Origin of the sequence: Rossellomorea sp. RS05, assembly GCF_039822645.1 — a bacterium.
GTDB classification, from domain to species: domain Bacteria; phylum Bacillota; class Bacilli; order Bacillales; family Bacillaceae_B; genus Rossellomorea; species Rossellomorea marisflavi_B.
In genome coordinates this window covers 424,912-441,814 of the sequence record NZ_JBDKWY010000001.1, presented here as the reverse complement: position 1 = coordinate 441,814, position 16,903 = coordinate 424,912, and the positions used below count along the sequence as shown (strand labels likewise).

Here is a 16,903-nt window from a genome sequence, read left to right as displayed (position 1 = left end):
AAAACGCCGGAATCGTTTTGATTCCGGCGTTTTTCATGTTTTTTATATCAATTCACTTGCTTCTTCCAACCCTCGGGATCCCGTCGCCATTCTTTCAATTCAACGAGATCAGCTCCTGAAATCAGTCCTTCTTCCCCTGCTGCTTCTAATAGACTTGAATAGTCGGAGAGGGATACAGCCTCAATCCCATGTTCGCTGAGGGCATCCGTTCCCTTTTGAAGCTCATATGTAAAGATGGCGGCAACCCCCAAGACTTCACATTCCGACTCTCTCAGGGCCTCGACCGCCGTAATGCAGCTGCCACCTGTTGAAATGAGATCTTCTATGACTACCACTTTTTGCCCAGGAAGAACCTTTCCTTCGATCTGGTTCCCTTTTCCGTGTCCCTTTGCCTTGGATCTGACATAGCACATAGGGAGATCCATGTGCTCTGATACCCACGCTGCATGAGGAATTCCGGCCGTTGCCGTTCCTGCGATGACATCGACTTCCGGGAAATGTTCACGGATCATGGAGACAAGTCCATCTGCAATCTGCTTTCTCACGGCAGGGTAGGATAAAGTCAATCGGTTATCGCAATAAATTGGTGATTTAATCCCTGAAGACCATGTGAATGGTTCAGTAGGATTCAAGAATACCGCTTTGATGTTCAACAATTCCTTAGCGATTTGTTTTTTCATAGATGCTTCCCTCCCAATCTTGGCAAATCATTCGGTAAGCGGCAACAGGATCGGCTGCCTTCGTGATGCTCCTGCCCACGACAATATGAGTTGATCCCAATCCCTTAGCATTTCCAGGGGACGTGATGCGCTGTTGATCATCCGCGGCATCGGAGTTCATCCTGATACCCGGTGTGACGCGAAGGAATTCTTCTCCGCAATACTCCTTGATCAAGCCAGCCTCGTGCGGGGAACATACCACCCCTTGAAGTCCGGCGTTTTGAGCAAGGCGGGCATAATGGATGACGGATTCCGTCAGTGGATTCGGGATGAGCTGCTCGGATTGCATCTGCTGTTCAGACGTCGAGGTGAGCTGGGTGACAGCGATGAGCTTCGTCTTGCTGCCCTGAGACTGTATGGCCTCCATCGCCCTCTCCATCATCTCTTTGCCTCCTGCAGCATGGACGTTGATGAGTTCCAGATCCCACTGTCCAAGTCCTTTCATGGCCCCAAACACGGTATTCGGGATATCATGGAGCTTCAGATCAAGGAAGATCCGATGATCCTTTTTCAAAAGGGACTCTACGATGCGAGGTCCATTTTGGAGGTAGAGCTCCATTCCCACCTTGACGTTCAAGGGCTCGTCGAATCGAGATAAAAATGTTTCTGTCATTTCCCATGTTGGGAAATCAAGGGCGATAAACGGCTTGTTCATGCTTCCCCCAGCTCCTTCCGGTCAATTGAGAAATATGGTCCACGTTCAATTCGGCAAGCAGTGCAGGCAGTTCGCGAATGATTTTCTTACAGATGAAAGGATCTACGAAATTGGCCGTGCCGACTGCCACAGCGCTCGCACCCGCATAGAAATATTCAATCACATCCTCTGCAGACTCTACTCCGCCCATTCCGATGATCGGCAGATCGACTGCCTGACTCACCTCATAGATCATCCGGATGGCAACCGGCTTGATGGCAGGACCCGATAGCCCTCCCGTCTTATTGGCAAGGATCGGTCTTCCCGTCTTGAGATCAAGCCTCATGCCTAGTAGCGTATTGATCATCGTCAATCCGTCGGCTCCTCCGAGTTCAACGGCTTTGGCCATCTCCACGATATTGGAGACATTCGGTGAAAGCTTGACGTAAAGGGGAACCTCTGACACGGCTTTCACCTTTCTTGTCAACTCCATTGCAACCTCGGGGATCGTCCCGAAGGCGATTCCACCGGTTTTCACATTCGGACAGGAGATGTTGAGTTCAAGGGCATGTACATTCGGTGCTTTGGAGATTTCACGGGCCACATGAACATAGTCTTCCATCTGCGATCCCGCCACATTGGCGATGATGGGCACATCGAACTGTGAAAGCCACGGAAGCTCCTTGTCCATTACCGCTTCCAGACCAGGATTCTGGAGGCCGATGGCATTCAGCATCCCCGCGTTGGTTTCTGCCACACGGGGCGTCGGGTTGCCGAAACGGGCATGTTCCGTTGTCGCTTTGATCATAATGGCACCGAGTTCGCTCAAGTCATAGAATTGGCTGTACTCCCTGCCGAATCCAAAACATCCTGATGCCGGCATGATCGGATTCTTCAAACTCAAGCCTGGCAGCTCAATCTGTAATTGTTTCATAACGCCACCACCCCTACAGGAAATACCGGTCCGTCGCTGCATACTTTCACATAATCCGTGCCTTCAGGATCATCGGCCAGATGACACACACATGCGAAGCAAGCGCCGATCCCACATCCCATACGTTCTTCAAGTGACAGGTATCCACTTCCCGAAAGGCGGTTTTGCAGAGCCTTCAACATCGGATTCGGTCCGCATGCGAAAAATTGATCATACTGAATTGATTCTTTTTCAATCACATCTGTCACAAAGCCTTTCCGTCCAAGGGAACCATCCACCGTGGCGATATGCGTCGGTCCGAGTTCCCGGAACTGGTCTTCATAAAAACTAACGGCCTCGTCCTGAAACCCAAGGACATGCGTCACCCTCCATCCATTTGATCGAAGGGCTTTTGATAGTCCATAAAGTGGCGGGACGCCGATTCCGCCTCCAATAAGCAGTGCCATCCTACCGTCACCCCGTTCAACACCAAACCCGTTTCCAAGGGGCCCGAGAACATCGACCCTGCCTCCCGCCCCGACAAGGGACAATTGCATTGTCCCTTTGCCTTCGGCGCGGTAAATCAGGCTCATCTTCTTTTCATCCTGATTATGATCGGATATGGAGATCGGCCTTCTTAGAAGGGGATCGATGCCGCTACCGACCTTGACATGTACAAATTGTCCCGGTGCCGAAATCTCCTTTACCAATTCACCTTCCAGGATGAGTTCATAGATGTTCCGAGCAATGAGGCGGTGACTCACCACCATCATCGATTCGTTGACGATCATGAATGGACCGCCTTTCTTGATGGCTTCGCGGCAATTGCCTCGGCGGAGAAGGTCATAGATTCGTAGACTCTCAGGATGGCTTCGGCTGTATCCAGGGAGGTCAGGCATGGAATTCCGTTCTCCACCGATTCCCTTCGGATCCGGAAGCCGTCACGTGCCGGTTGCTTTCCTTTGGTCAGGGTGTTGATGACGAGCTGTGTTTCCCCGCTTTGGATGATGTCGAGCAGAGTCGGTCCGGTCGAGCCGATCTTATCCACTTCTCGGACCTGAATGCCTTGAGAGACAAGGTACGATGCCGTCCCTTTCGTGGCAAGGATCTGATACCCGATGCTTACGAAACGTCTTGCCAGAATGGCCGCTTCTTCCTTGTCCTTGTCTGCTACTGTCATGAGAACCGAACCGTGATCTTTCATCTGCATGCCTGCAGCTACCATGCCTTTGTATAGTGCTTTCTCCAAGGTCTGATCTTTCCCCATGACTTCACCGGTCGATTTCATTTCAGGTCCGAGCGTGATGTCCACCCTTCTCAGTTTGGCAAAAGAGAAGACTGGTACTTTGACATAGACGCCTTCTGCTTCTTCCACGAGACCCGGCTCATATCCCAGTTCACGCAGGGAGATGCCGAGGATCGCCTTTGTGGCAACGTTTGCCATCGGCACGTTGGTGATTTTCGAGATGAATGGAACCGTCCTGCTCGAGCGTGGATTCACTTCGAGTACGTAGACTTCGCCTTTTGAAATGACGTATTGGATGTTCAGAAGCCCGATGATATTCAATCCTTTGGCTAGCCTGGTTGTATAGTCCACGATTGTCCTTTTTTGCTCTTCAGTCAGCTGCTGGGGCGGATAGACGGCGATGGAATCCCCCGAGTGGACCCCTGCCCGTTCGATATGCTCCATGATTCCCGGGATGACGACATCCTCCCCGTCACAGACGGCATCCACTTCGATTTCCTTCCCGATCAAGTAGCGGTCGATGAGGACGGGATGCTGCGGGTTCACTTTCACGGCATTTTCCATATAGTGGAGAAGCTCCTCTTCTCTGTATACGATTTCCATGGCTCTTCCGCCAAGTACATACGATGGTCGGACGAGAACGGGATATCCTATTGAATCTGCGATGGCGATGGCCCCTTCCACCGATACAGCCGTCTTGCCTTCAGGCTGTGGAATGCCGAGTTCCTGGAGGGTCTGCTCGAATTTGTCCCTATTTTCCGCCCGGTCCAGATCTTCCAGTGACGTGCCCATGATGCGCACACCGCGGTTCACAAGTTCATCTGCCAGATTGATGGCGGTTTGCCCTCCGAACTGTACGACGACCCCTTTCGGCTTTTCGAGATCGATGATATGCATCACATCTTCAACCGTCAACGGTTCGAAGTATAATTTATCCGAGATGGAGAAGTCAGTAGAAACCGTTTCGGGATTATTGTTGACGATGATTGCTTCGTAACCAGCTTCCTTGATGGCCCAGACGGAGTGGACGGTGGCGTAGTCGAATTCGACTCCTTGACCGATCCGGATCGGTCCGGACCCAAGCACGATGATGCTCTCGCGCTCTGTTACTTCCGATTCATTTTCATCCTCATACGTTCCGTAGAAGTACGGCGTTTCGGATTCAAATTCCGCGGCACAGGTATCCACCATCTTATAGACCGGTGTGAGTTTCTCCTGCTTCCTCCACTCATATACTTCCCTCTCCGTCACAGACCAGAGGGAGGCAATGGCAATGTCCGAGAAGCCCATGCGCTTTGCTTTGTATGCGATGGAATGATCGAATGGGTGGGTTCTCAGTTGTTCTTCAAAACGGATGATGAGGTCCATTTTATTCAGGAAGAAAAGGTCGATCTTGCTCCAGTCATGAATCGTCTCGATCGTGATGCCGCGCCTGAGGGCTTCGCCGATGAAGAACAGCCTTTCATCCCCTGCTTTGCGGATCCGTTTTTCGATCCATTCAGCTGACTTGCCTTTCAGCTCATCCAATCCGAGGTGATACGTATTGCTCTCGAGTGAACGGATCGCTTTCAGCAGCGACTCTTCAAGGGTCCTTCCGATGGCCATCACTTCCCCTGTAGCCTTCATCTGGGTGCCCAGATTCCGTTTTGCCGATTCAAACTTATCGAATGGCCATCTCGGAATCTTTGTGACCACATAATCAAGGGCAGGTTCGAATGCCGCGTATGTCTTTCCTGTCACAGGATTCATCATTTCATCCAATGTCAACCCGACGGCGATCTTGGCAGCAAGCTTTGCGATCGGATAGCCTGTTGCCTTCGAAGCAAGGGCAGAGGATCTGCTCACACGTGGATTAACCTCGATGATGTAATACTGGAAACTATCAGGATCTAGCGCCAGCTGCACATTGCAGCCGCCTTCGATCCCGAGGGCACGGATGATCTTCAGGCTCGTATTCCGGAGCATCTGATATTCCCTGTCGCTCAGCGTCTGACTCGGGGCGACGACGATGGAATCGCCTGTATGGATCCCTACCGGATCGATGTTTTCCATATTACAAACCACGATGGCGTTATCGGCAGCATCTCGCATCACCTCATATTCAACCTCTTTGAATCCTGCGATGCTTTTCTCCAGGAGACACTGGGTGACAGGACTGTATTTCAATCCGGAGCTGACGATTTCATTCAGTTCTTCTTCGTTGTGGCAGATCCCGCCTCCTGTTCCACCAAGGGTGTATGCAGGGCGAACGATGACCGGGAAGCCCACCTCCTCGACGAATGTGTACGCTTCTGATACCGTGTGGATGATTTCGCTTTGAGGTACCGGTTCCGAAAGCTCATTCATCAGTTTCCGGAACAGATCACGGTCTTCTGCTTGTTCGATGGCGGAAAGCTTGGTGCCGAGAATCTCGACTCCGCATTCTTCCAGTATGCCTGATTGATGGAGTTCGACGGCAAGATTGAGGCCCGTTTGGCCCCCGAGAGTCGGAAGGAGTGCATCCGGTCGTTCTTTACGGATGATGCGGGATACGAATTCAAGGGTCAGGGGCTCGATATAAACCTTATCGGCCATTTCGGCATCGGTCATGATGGTGGCGGGATTCGAGTTCACGAGGATGACCCTGTATCCTTCCTCTTTCAGTGCGATGCAGGCCTGTGTGCCCGCATAGTCGAATTCTGCTGCCTGGCCGATGATGATCGGGCCGCTCCCGATTACAAGGATGCTTTTAATATCTGTACGTTTAGGCATGTTGAATCTCCTTCCTTTTCTCTTCATTCATGAGTGTCAAGAAATCGTCGAACAAGTAATTGGAATCTTCTGGTCCCGGAGAAGCCTCTGGATGGTATTGAACCGTGAAGGCAGGATATTTTTTATGCTTCAACCCTTCGATTGTCCCGTCATTGATGGCGATATGTGTAACTTCTAAATCAGTATCGTCAAGTGATGCTTCATCCACTGCGTACCCGTGGTTCTGGGAAGTCAGGGCCACTTTTTTCGTCAACACATCTTGAACAGGATGATTTCCTCCCCTGTGTCCGAACTTCATCTTGAAGGAATCGGCACCGCATGCGAGAGCGAATAATTGGTGACCGAGGCAGATTCCGAACAGTGGAATCTCACCTAGAAGTTCTTGAACCGTCTGGATGGCTTCCGGTACATCCTTCGGGTCTCCAGGTCCATTCGATAGCATGATGCCATCGGGTTGGAGTCTGCGGATCTCTTCTGAAGAAGTGTTGTGAGGGACGACGATGACATCACAGTTCCGCTTGTTCAGTTCCCGCAGGATTCCGTGCTTCATCCCAAAGTCCATCAGTACGACCCTGAATCCGCGACCGGGACTTGCATACGCGGTCTTTGTGGAAACCTGCGCCACCTGATCGGTTCTCAGGGCGGAGGCGTTCAATCTTTCGATCATAAGGGCAGGATCTTCTTCCACGCTGCAAAGGATACCTTTCATCGATCCCGATTTCCTTATCAGACGGGTCAGCTTCCGTGTATCGACACCGGCAATCCCCGGGATCCCTTTTATCCTGAGCAGCTCATCAAGTGTGGATTCATTTCGCCAGTTGGATGCGAAGTCTGCCGATTCCCGCACAATGAATGCCTTGACTGCAGGAGAAATCGATTCGAAGTCGTCACGATTCACACCGTAGTTTCCGATCAAAGGATAGGTCATGGTGACGAACTGGCCGCAGTAAGAGGGATCGGACAAGATTTCCTGGTACCCTGTCATGCTTGTGTTGAATACGACTTCCCCTATGGCCTCACTGTCTGCACCGAATCCTTCACCGATAAAAATCGTTCCGTCTTCCAGAATGAGCTGTCTGTTCATTATGCTTCTCCTCCATTCCAAACTTGTTGACCTTGATAAAATGTCGCTTGCGGATATCCTGTGCATTCCCACCCCGAGAATGGTGTGTTCTTGCCTTTTGACAGGAAGGATCCCGTATGAATGGTTTCCTTCTTTTCCAAATCGATCAGCGTGAAGTCTGCGTCGCCTCCAACTTTAAGCGTGCCAAACGGTAGATTGAACGCTTCTGAAGGTTTGACGGTCATCCAATCGATGAGCTGCTTCAACGTGATGATTCCTTTTTGAACAAAATGCGTATGGAGTAAAGGAAATGCCGTTTCAAGCCCGACAATCCCGAATGGCGATAATTCCATGCCCTCTCCCTTTTCTTCTGTTGTATGCGGTGCATGATCGGTGGCGATAAAGTCGATGGTGCCGTCCAGAAGCCCTTCGATGAGGGCGTCCCTGTCCTCTTTCCCACGGAGAGGTGGATTCATCTTAAAGTTCGTATCCATCCCCGGGATGTCATCTTCACATAGCAGGAGATGATGCGGGGTCACTTCTGCTGTCACCTTGATCCCGGCCCTCTTTGCATCCCTGACCACTCTGACGGATTCTTTTGTTGAGATGTGGCAGACATGATAATGGGTACCCGCTGCTTCCGCAAGGAGCACATCCCGAGCGATATGAACCGCTTCACATACAGACGGGATCCCATTCAGTCCGTTCAAGGCTGAAAACCTGCCTTCATGGACGGACCCTTTATTGATCAGGGTGTTCTCTTCGCAATGGGCCACGATGGAAGCTCCGATAGCTGCGGCTTTTTTCATGGCTTCGAGCATCATGGCGGCTGACTGCACTCCGACACCGTCATCTGTGAAAGCGAAGGCCCCATGTTGCTTCATCGCTTCGAGGTCGTTCAATTCCTTCCCAGCCTGTCTCTCTGTGATGGCTCCGTAAGGTAGGACCCTGACCGAGGCCGTTTCGTTAATCCGTTTATGTAACCAATCCAGTGTTTCGGTATCATCCGGTACGGGGCGTGTGTTGGGCATCGCCGCAATTGTCGTGTAACCGCCTTTAGCAGCAGCTTTCGTTCCGGTTTCGATCGTTTCTTTATGTTCTCCCCCTGGTTCGCGGAGATGAACGTGGAGGTCGACGAAACCAGGTGATAGCAACATGCCGCGCGCATCATATTCCATCTCACCCGTGTTGGAGAGTTCGGTTCCTATTTCAGCAATCTTATTCCCCTTTGTCTTTACCTCGACCGGTTCCAGTTCCCCTTTTGAATTCAGAATGTTAGCATGTTTGATCAACCAGTTCATGTTGACGTCCTCCTTGTAATTGGAATGCTCTTTTTAGTACCGCCATTCTGACGTATACGCCATTTTCCATTTGTTTGAAGATCCTGGACCGTCCGCATTCCACGAGGGAATCGGCGATCTCGACCCCACGGTTGACAGGTGCCGGGTGCATGATGATGCTTCCATGCGCCATCTTCCTCTCCCTCTCCAAGGTAAGGCCGTATGCCTGGTGATAATCCGCCTTGGACGCAATCGGCGTTCCATGATGCCTTTCGTGCTGGATGCGCAGTAGCATCACGACGTCGGATGAACTCATCGCTTCCTCGATCTCTACATATCGATCCCTGTAGCGCTCTGGGAACCATTCCTCTGGACCAGAGAACCTGACCTCTGCCCCGAGTGCGGTGAGGGCTTCCGCATTGGATCTAGCCACACGGCTGTGGGCGATATCGCCGATGATGGCGACCCGGAGACCCTGAAACCCTCCGAATTCCTGACGGATTGTCATCAGGTCAAGGAGGCATTGAGTCGGATGATTTCCGCATCCATCCCCTCCATTGATGATCCTGACGTCCAGACCTTTGAGCTCATCAAAGTAGCGGTCCCTGCTATGACGGATGACCACGGCTCCCACCCCGATTGATTCCAGTGTTTTCACTGTATCGTAAAGGGTTTCTCCCTTTTGGACGCTCGAGGCATGGGATTCAAACGGAATCACGTCCAGGCCGAGACGCCTTTCCGCCATTTCAAAACTGCATTTCGTCCGTGTACTGGCTTCGAAGAAAAGGTTGGCCACGAAATGATCTGATTCATCTTCCCACCTTTCTCCTGCCTTGAAGCGTTCTGCCTGATCCAAGATTGAGAGGATCTCTCTTTCAGATAAATCCTTCATGGTTAATAAGTGCCCCATCGTACACGCCGCCCTTCTGACTTTTTGTATAAAAAAACACCCTGTGCCTTCTGCTCAGGGTGTTTTCAGCCATAGAGGAACAGACTCGTCCCTATACCGCATCACCCTTATGGACTCTCTGGACCATTGTTAAAAGGTTTTCTATGCTACTTCGTCATTTGCTTGTTTTTGTTCTTCGAATAGATTTCCTGAAGTTTCTTCCCGTCCCGGAAGGACTAGATTCAGTACGACTCCGATGATGGCTGCTAAGGCCATTCCGGAAAGTGAGACGTTTTGTCCCAGTTCCACATAGGCGCCTCCGACTCCGATGACGAGTATGACAGATGAGATGATGAGGTTTCGGTTCTTCCCAAGGTCAACCTTGTAGTCAATGAGCATCCTGAGACCGCTCGATGCGATGATTCCGAAGAGAAGGATGGATACCCCTCCCATGACGGCCGTCGGGATGGAACTGATGAGGGCTGTGATTTTCCCGATGAAACCGAACACGACTGCCAGCACCGCCGTACCCCCGATTACATAGACGCTGTATACTTTCGTAATGGCGAGTACACCGATGTTCTCACCGTATGTGGTAACCGGCGGACCCCCGATGATGGAAGCAATGACTGTCGCCGCCCCGTCACCGAGGATGGATTTATGCAAGCCCGGTTTTTCGATGAAGTTCCTTCCGACAACCTTGCTGAGGACCATCTGATGACCTGTGTGTTCCGCCATCGTCACGACGGCGACCGGCACCATGATCGACATGATGGACCAGGAGAAGGAAGGTGTGTAGTCGACGAATGGAATGAAGAAGTCTGGCATTTTGAATAGTGGTGCATCAAGCACCGGTTGGAAGTCGACGAGCCCGGCGAATATGGCAATGATATAACCGCCTGTTATGCCCGCAAGGATCGGGACCATACCGAGAAAGCCCTTGAAGTAGACCGAGCAGATGATGGTGATAAGCAAGGTGGCGAGCGCCACAAGGATATGCTTGCTGCTATATACCAGGGTATCGGCATAAGGATCGGCATACATGGCCATGTTGACGGCCGTTCCTGCAAGACCCAGTCCGATGACCATGATCACCGGTCCAACCACGACCGGCGGCAGGATTGTGGACAGCCATTTCACTCCGAGCTTCGCGATCAAGAGGGCGACTAGGCCGTACACAATTCCAGCCATGAAGCTCCCCATCATGGCTGCACCGGGACCTCCGAATTGCTTGGCGGCGATGATCGGTGCGATGAACGCAAAGGATGATCCAAGGTAGGCCGGGATCTGACCCCTCGTGATGATGATGTATGCCAGTGTTCCAAGGCCACTCGATACGAGTGCAACCCCGGGGCTCAAATCGACGAGGAACGGTACGAGGACCGTGGCGCCGAACATGGCGAACAGATGCTGAAGGCTCAGGGTGAGCCATTTTCTTGCTGGTGGGACTTCATGTACATCAAGTACGATATCTTGTTTGGTAGTCATATCATTTCCTCCTTGTTTCACCTATTAAAAAAACCCTCTTATCCAAGAGGGCACAAAGAGGGCAGGAGACGGCCATACGCCTTCCCCACCATCCTTTGTCAGCCTCACTGGACCACTCTTAAAAGGATACTTATTCGTTTTCGTAGATGGATACTTCATCCCGGTCATCGACCTCGGACAAAGCAACCGTGATTTTTTCAGAGCTTGAAGTCGGGATATTCTTCCCGACATAGTCGGCACGGATCGGGAGTTCCCGGTGACCGCGATCGACGAGTACGGCTAGCTGAATCTGACCCGGTCGGCCAAGATCCATGAGAGCATCGAGTCCAGCTCTTACCGTTCTCCCTGTAAAGAGGACATCATCGATCAGGATGACTTTTTTGTTGGCGATACCCACTGGAAGATCCGAACCCTTCACTTCTGGTTCGTGGTCTGATGTTTTGACAGACAGATCGTCGCGGTAAAGTGTGATATCAATCTCCCCGACTGGAACCTTCTGTCCTTCAATATCATGAATCCGTTCCGCAAGCCTGCGTGCGATGTGGATGCCCCTTGTTTTGATTCCGACAAGGACGATTTCATCAATCCCTTTATTGCGCTCGATGATCTCATGTGCGATCCTGGTCAGGGCCCTGCGGATGGCAGGCTGGTCGAGAACCGTTGCTTTTTTAGTCATGAGTGGTACCTCCTTCATTGCCATAAAAAAATCCCCTCACCCATGGATGAGAGGATACACTTATCGTATATAAATCTTTGCACACCTAACCTGGTATACAAACTCCTTCTCAGTCTCACGGGACTGTATTAAAGGTCTTATTCAATTACGTTTATCATACAGGTCCCCTGCCCATTTGTCAACGACTATTTTCAAGGCGGGCAATGAGCTTCGTGAATTCTTCAGGAAGCTCTGCGTGGAACTCCATGTATTCTCCAGTACGGGGATGGACGAATCCAAGTGTTCCCGCGTGAAGGGCTTGTCCATTGAGTGGCAGCGTCTTCCTCGGCCCGTATTTCGGATCTCCAGCGAGGGGATATCCGACGTATTTCATATGAACACGGATCTGATGGGTCCGGCCCGTCTCCAGCTCACACTCAACGAGGGTGAAATCCTCATACCGATCCCGCACCCTGAAATGCGTGACAGCTTTTTTACCGTTATCCACGACGGTCATCCTCTGGCGGTCTTTGGGATCCCTGCCAATCGGTGCATCAATCGTACCGTACTCATGAGGAATGTTCCCATGGACGATGGCCGTATATTTACGTGTGACGGTCTTCTCCACTAGCTGGTTGACAAGATGCTCATGGGCCTGGTCGTTCTTTGCAACCATCAGGAGACCAGACGTATCTTTGTCGATCCGGTGTACAATACCAGGGCGCATGACACCGTTGATACCGGAAAGATCTTTGCAGTGATGCATCAGACCGTTCACCATGGTTCCTGAAGAATGTCCGGGTGCCGGATGCACGACCATGCCTTTCGGTTTGTTGACAACGATGACATCCTGATCTTCATATGCAATATCGAGATTGAGATCCTCTGTCTCGACATCCAGCTCTTCTGGGTCAGGGATCGCGATTTCGATCGATGCATCGAGAGGGCATTTGAAGTTGGCCTTCACCACTTCCCCGTTTACTTTCACATGCCCATCCTTGATCCATAATTGAACAAGGGACCGGGACCAGTCTTTATTTAGGGAGCTGACAACTTTGTCGATGCGCTCTCCTTGATTATTTTGATCAATGCTGTGTTGAATGACTTCCATGTTTGTTCTCCTTCTTTGCTTTTCTTTCATCCATGAACATATGCAGGAGCAATAAAATTACACCTATCGTGAGTGATGCATCGGCGATATTGAATATGGGGAAATCGTAAGTGAAAATATATGTATTAAGGAAATCCACCACTTCCTGCCTTGAAACCCGATCGATGAAGTTCCCGATGGCGCCTCCGAGCATGAAAGCAAGACTTGTGCTGAAGAGTGAATGGCCTTTCGCATGCTTTTGCATGTAATACACGATCCCGACGATCACGGCAATGGTAATCACATAGAAAAACCACATTTGACCTGGCAGGATCCCCCACGCCGCACCCGGATTTCTGTGCGAAGTGATATAAAATACATCAGGGATGACCGTGATGCTTTCACCTTGCGTCATATTTTGTACAACCAGCCATTTGGTAAGCTGATCGATCCCGATGACCACTAAAGCGAGAAGATAATAATACACAAAGGCAACCTCCGTATCCATTAGAGATGATTACCTTTGAATTTTAGCATAAACCCGGTGATAAAGACACTTAATCCCTTGTTTTTTAAAAAACAAGGGATCTTATAAATGGAGATGGACTTTCCCATATTTACGCCAATCGTTCATTTCTTGAAGTGTTGATGATGTAGGATTCATTTTCATCAACTCGAATGGGATCAATTCCCCGCTCATTTCACATGTCGCAAATGAATTCATGTCTGCCCGTCCAAGTGCATAGCGTACATCCCTGATTTCATCTTCAATCATTTTCCTTACGATCGGATGGCTTGTATCTGCCGACTCCAATTCCTTCAATGATGATTCCAGTTCTTCAATGATTGCCGGGTATTGGTCATCTGTCATCTTCATCCCTCCATTCATAGTATGGAGGAAAACTCGCTGTTCCCATCTTGCAAGATCTAGCAATTATGGAATGTCAAGCGTTCATCTGCCCGTGCATCAAGGTACCGCTGATCCCTTATGACGAATCAGGTAATATCTTATAGATCCATCCAGCAAGAACCGGAATAACAAAAAGGACCGTCTCATTAAGAGACGGTCCTGTTCAATCATGCTAAATGGGAATAGTTTTCTTTGACCACAGATGCACAGCGTGGGCAAAGGGTCGGGTGATCCTGGTCTTCCCCTACGTGAGGAGAAACAGTCCAACAGCGGTCGCAAGTTTCGCCTGCTGCTTTTTCTACCACGATGTTATTCGCACCGAGTGATAAGGCTTCTGCAGGGGCTTCTGACGTGCGTCCGCCGATTTCGAAGGCAGAAACGATGAACAGCTGTTTCAGGTCCTCCTTGATGCTTGAAAGGAGGGCTTCCGTCTTTTCATCCACATAAAGCGTGACTTTAGCGGTAAGGGACTTTCCGATCACTTTTTCATTCCTTGCTTCTTCCAAAGCCTTCAGGACGTCATCGCGGACGTCAAGGAAGGCATTCCATTTTTGCTTCAGCTCATCCGCACCGTCGAATGACTGTACTTCAGGCATATCAGTCAGTTGTACGCTCTCCCCATCGACACCCGGGATATGGACCCATACTTCGTCAGCCGTGTGAGCAAGGATCGGTGACATGAGCTTGGTCAACGATACGAGGCACTCGTACAGGACGGTCTGAATGGCTCTTCGATCATGTTGATCGGCAGATTCGATGTAGAGAATATCTTTCGCAAAATCGAGATAGAAAGAACTCAAATCGAGGGTACAGAAATTATTGACTGCATGATAAATGCCGGCAAACTCGTACTTATCATAAGAATTTTTCACGTTTTTCACAAGGTCATTCAACTTCACGAGCATGAAGCGGTCGACTTCCCTGAGATCGCTGTACGAAACGGCATGCACGCCCGGATCAAAGTCGGACAGGTTACCGAGAAGGAAACGGAATGTGTTACGGATCTTCCGGTATACTTCAGCAACTTGCTTCAGGATTGGATCAGAAACCCGCACATCCGCCTGATAGTCGACGGATGCAACCCAAAGGCGAAGGATATCTGCACCAAGCTGCTTCATGACTTTTTCAGGTACGACGACATTGCCGAGGGATTTACTCATTTTGCGCCCATTGCCATCAAGAGCGAACCCGTGGCTTAAAACGCCTTTGTACGGTGCTTTGCCTGTCACGGCTACGCCGGTAGTCAATGAAGAATTGAACCAGCCGCGGTATTGATCGGATCCTTCGAGATAGAGGTCCGCAGGGCGCTGAAGGCCATCACGTTCTTCAAGGACGGCCTGATGTGAGGACCCTGAATCGAACCAAACATCCATGATGTCGGTTTCTTTCGTGAAGTGGCCGTTCGGGCTTCCTTCATGAGTGAATCCTTCGGGAAGGAGTTCTTTTGCTTCAAGCTCGAACCATATGTTTGATCCATGCTTGCGGAATAGGTCTGACACATGACTGATCGTTTCATCAGTGATGATTTCCTGTCCATTTTCAGCATAGAAGACGGGAATCGGTACGCCCCATGCACGCTGACGTGAGATACACCAGTCTCCACGATCGCGGACCATGTTGTAAAGGCGCGTCTCTCCCCACGCAGGGATCCACTCTGTCTCATTGACTGCCTGTAGCAGTTCGTCACGGAATTTATCAATGGATGCAAACCACTGTGCTGTTGCACGGAAGATGACCGGTTTTTTTGTACGCCAGTCGTGTGGGTAGGAGTGCGTAAAGAACGAAATCTTCAGAAGGGCCCCTACCTCTTCCAGTTTTTCAGTAATCGGTTTATTCGCCTTATCATAGAAGAGACCTTCGAATCCTGGTGCTTCATCTGTCAGTACGCCTTTGTCGTCAACAGGACAAAGAACATCCAGGTTGTATTTTTTCCCGATGATGAAATCATCTTCACCATGACCCGGAGCGGTATGGACACAGCCTGTACCAGAGTCTGTTGTCACATGGTCACCAAGGATGACAAGAGAATCACGATCATAGATCGGATGCTTGGCAACAATGTACTCAAGATCTGATCCCTTGACCGTCTTCTCGACAGAGTGATTTTCCCACTCAAGGACAGAGGCAACTTCCTCAAGGAGATCCTCCGCCACGATGAAGCGCTCGCTTCCAACGCTTACGACCGAGTAATTCAGTTTCCCGTTCACCGCGATGGCGAGATTTGCCGGGATCGTCCAAGGAGTCGTTGTCCAGATGATGAATTTATCACCAGTTGCAAGGACATCCTTACCGTCAGCTACAGGGAATGCCACATAAATCGATGGTGACTTTTTGTCCTGATATTCAATCTCGGCTTCTGCAAGGGCAGACTCACTTGAAGGTGACCAATACACAGGTTTTTTCCCTTTATAGATATACCCTTTCTTCGCCATATCACCGAATACCTTGATCTGCTGTGCTTCGTATTCCGGTTTCAGTGTGATATATGGATTCTCCCAATCGCCGCGAACGCCGAGCTGCTTGAATTGCGCGCGCTGATTGTCCACCTGCTCATATGCATACTCTTCACAAAGCTTCCTGAATTCCGCTACGGTCATTTCCTTGCGCTTGACTCCTTTATTGGTCAAGGCCTGCTCGATCGGCAGCCCATGAGTATCCCAACCTGGTACATACGGTGCATGGAAACCACTCATGGATTTATAGCGGACGATGAAGTCCTTCAGGATCTTATTGAGGGCATGGCCCATGTGGATATTACCATTTGCATATGGGGGTCCATCATGAAGGATGAACAAAGGACGGCCATTTGTCCGTTCCTGTACTCTGTCATAGATCGACATATCGTTCCACTGCTCCTGCATCTTCGGTTCACGATTCGGCAGGTTACCCCTCATGGGGAATTCTGTTTTTGGCATTAATAACGTTTCTTTGTATTCCAATTCAATGGTCCTCCTTCTTCAATTGAACCTGTCATCCAAACCATGAAAAAAAAGCTTCCTCATCCCTAAGAAAGGGACGAGAAAGCTTTTCCCGCGGTACCACCCTCATAAGGGCATGATTGCCCTCACTCGAAAATCCGTAACATGGATCAGTCGCCGTCCGCTAGCATATGTTCACAGACAGGGCTCAAGGGTGATCTTCCGCTTCAATTCCCTACCGGGCTTGCACCGCCCCCGATTCGCTGATAAAGGTTATTGCTGAAACGTACTCTCCCTGTCACAGCCTTTTGATGACAGGTATTCTTTTGGTTTTTCAATTATATGAA

At 50.3% G+C, this 16,903-nt stretch carries 14 protein-coding genes and 1 other annotated feature; all 14 genes read right to left on the bottom strand.

Annotation, left to right across the window (positions count from 1 at the left end; all coding sequences use genetic code 11):
* Positions 1-47 precede the first annotated feature (47 nt).
* Complete coding sequence (gene pyrE, locus ABJ225_RS02325; protein WP_318341132.1) at positions 48-680, bottom strand: orotate phosphoribosyltransferase; 633 nt, start codon at positions 678-680, stop codon at positions 48-50.
* Positions 661-1,374: an orotidine-5'-phosphate decarboxylase gene (gene pyrF / locus ABJ225_RS02320; RefSeq protein WP_148985377.1), complete on the bottom strand. Its 714-nt coding sequence runs from the start codon at positions 1,372-1,374 to the stop codon at positions 661-663. Before pyrF ends, pyrE begins: the two co-directional genes overlap by 20 nt.
* Positions 1,349-2,287: a dihydroorotate dehydrogenase gene (locus ABJ225_RS02315; protein WP_347318232.1), complete on the bottom strand. Its 939-nt coding sequence runs from the start codon at positions 2,285-2,287 to the stop codon at positions 1,349-1,351. Before ABJ225_RS02315 ends, pyrF begins: the two co-directional genes overlap by 26 nt.
* Positions 2,284-3,057 carry a dihydroorotate dehydrogenase electron transfer subunit gene (locus tag ABJ225_RS02310; RefSeq protein WP_347318230.1) on the bottom strand — a complete coding sequence of 258 codons (774 nt, stop codon included), beginning with the start codon at positions 3,055-3,057 and terminating at the stop codon, positions 2,284-2,286. Before ABJ225_RS02310 ends, ABJ225_RS02315 begins: the two co-directional genes overlap by 4 nt.
* Positions 3,054-6,263 carry a carbamoyl-phosphate synthase large subunit gene (gene carB, locus ABJ225_RS02305; RefSeq protein ID WP_056537299.1) on the bottom strand — a complete coding sequence of 1,070 codons (3,210 nt, stop codon included), beginning with the start codon at positions 6,261-6,263 and terminating at the stop codon, positions 3,054-3,056. The genes ABJ225_RS02310 and carB overlap by 4 nt, the downstream gene beginning before the upstream one ends.
* On the bottom strand, positions 6,256-7,347 hold the full coding sequence (locus ABJ225_RS02300) for a carbamoyl phosphate synthase small subunit (RefSeq protein ID WP_056537302.1): 1,092 nt from the start codon (positions 7,345-7,347) through the stop codon (positions 6,256-6,258). The genes carB and ABJ225_RS02300 overlap by 8 nt, the downstream gene beginning before the upstream one ends.
* The gene (locus ABJ225_RS02295) at positions 7,347-8,627 is read right to left on the bottom strand and encodes a dihydroorotase (RefSeq protein ID WP_347318228.1); all 1,281 of its coding nucleotides are present in this window, start codon (positions 8,625-8,627) and stop codon (positions 7,347-7,349) included. The genes ABJ225_RS02300 and ABJ225_RS02295 overlap by 1 nt, the downstream gene beginning before the upstream one ends.
* Positions 8,602-9,516 carry an aspartate carbamoyltransferase catalytic subunit gene (locus ABJ225_RS02290; protein WP_347318226.1) on the bottom strand — a complete coding sequence of 305 codons (915 nt, stop codon included), beginning with the start codon at positions 9,514-9,516 and terminating at the stop codon, positions 8,602-8,604. The genes ABJ225_RS02295 and ABJ225_RS02290 overlap by 26 nt, the downstream gene beginning before the upstream one ends.
* Positions 9,517-9,657: 141 nt before the next feature.
* Complete coding sequence (locus ABJ225_RS02285; protein ID WP_347318224.1) at positions 9,658-10,983, bottom strand: solute carrier family 23 protein; 1,326 nt, start codon at positions 10,981-10,983, stop codon at positions 9,658-9,660.
* A 130-nt stretch (positions 10,984-11,113) separates the two neighbouring features.
* A complete protein-coding gene (gene pyrR / locus ABJ225_RS02280; RefSeq protein ID WP_053427814.1) occupies positions 11,114-11,659 on the bottom strand; it encodes a bifunctional pyr operon transcriptional regulator/uracil phosphoribosyltransferase PyrR in 546 nt (181 codons plus the stop codon).
* 178 nt (positions 11,660-11,837) lie between these two features.
* Positions 11,838-12,749, bottom strand: coding sequence for an RluA family pseudouridine synthase (locus ABJ225_RS02275; RefSeq protein ID WP_347318222.1), 912 nt, complete (start codon positions 12,747-12,749; stop codon positions 11,838-11,840).
* Entirely contained in the window at positions 12,724-13,215 is a 492-nt protein-coding gene (lspA, locus tag ABJ225_RS02270) for a signal peptidase II (protein WP_053427815.1), read from the bottom strand. The genes ABJ225_RS02275 and lspA overlap by 26 nt, the downstream gene beginning before the upstream one ends.
* 102 nt (positions 13,216-13,317) lie before the next feature.
* Positions 13,318-13,599, bottom strand: coding sequence for a hypothetical protein (locus tag ABJ225_RS02265; protein WP_056537312.1), 282 nt, complete (start codon positions 13,597-13,599; stop codon positions 13,318-13,320).
* Between the two features lie 206 nt (positions 13,600-13,805).
* Positions 13,806-16,577, bottom strand: coding sequence for an isoleucine--tRNA ligase (ileS, locus tag ABJ225_RS02260; protein ID WP_347318220.1), 2,772 nt, complete (start codon positions 16,575-16,577; stop codon positions 13,806-13,808).
* 69 nt (positions 16,578-16,646) lie between these two features.
* Positions 16,647-16,867: a binding site (T-box leader), on the bottom strand.
* Positions 16,868-16,903 lie beyond the last annotated feature (36 nt).

Excerpts from the sequence above, each read along its gene's own strand:
- ABJ225_RS02295 (WP_347318228.1), bottom strand. The coding sequence starts at position 8,627 with ATGAACTGGTTGATCAAACATGCTAACATTCTGAATTCAAAAGGGGAA.
- ABJ225_RS02310 (WP_347318230.1), bottom strand. The coding sequence starts at position 3,057 with ATGATCGTCAACGAATCGATGATGGTGGTGAGTCACCGCCTCATTGCT.
- pyrR (WP_053427814.1), bottom strand. The coding sequence starts at position 11,659 with ATGACTAAAAAAGCAACGGTTCTCGACCAGCCTGCCATCCGCAGGGCC.
- carB (WP_056537299.1), bottom strand. The coding sequence starts at position 6,263 with ATGCCTAAACGTACAGATATTAAAAGCATCCTTGTAATCGGGAGCGGC.
- ABJ225_RS02275 (WP_347318222.1), bottom strand. The coding sequence starts at position 12,749 with ATGGAAGTCATTCAACACAGCATTGATCAAAATAATCAAGGAGAGCGC.
- ABJ225_RS02265 (WP_056537312.1), bottom strand. The coding sequence starts at position 13,599 with ATGACAGATGACCAATACCCGGCAATCATTGAAGAACTGGAATCATCA.
- pyrE (WP_318341132.1), bottom strand. The coding sequence starts at position 680 with ATGAAAAAACAAATCGCTAAGGAATTGTTGAACATCAAAGCGGTATTC.
- ABJ225_RS02315 (WP_347318232.1), bottom strand. The coding sequence starts at position 2,287 with ATGAAACAATTACAGATTGAGCTGCCAGGCTTGAGTTTGAAGAATCCG.
- pyrF (WP_148985377.1), bottom strand. The coding sequence starts at position 1,374 with ATGAACAAGCCGTTTATCGCCCTTGATTTCCCAACATGGGAAATGACA.
- ABJ225_RS02290 (WP_347318226.1), bottom strand. The coding sequence starts at position 9,516 with ATGGGGCACTTATTAACCATGAAGGATTTATCTGAAAGAGAGATCCTC.
- ABJ225_RS02300 (WP_056537302.1), bottom strand. The coding sequence starts at position 7,347 with ATGAACAGACAGCTCATTCTGGAAGACGGAACGATTTTTATCGGTGAA.
- ABJ225_RS02285 (WP_347318224.1), bottom strand. The coding sequence starts at position 10,983 with ATGACTACCAAACAAGATATCGTACTTGATGTACATGAAGTCCCACCA.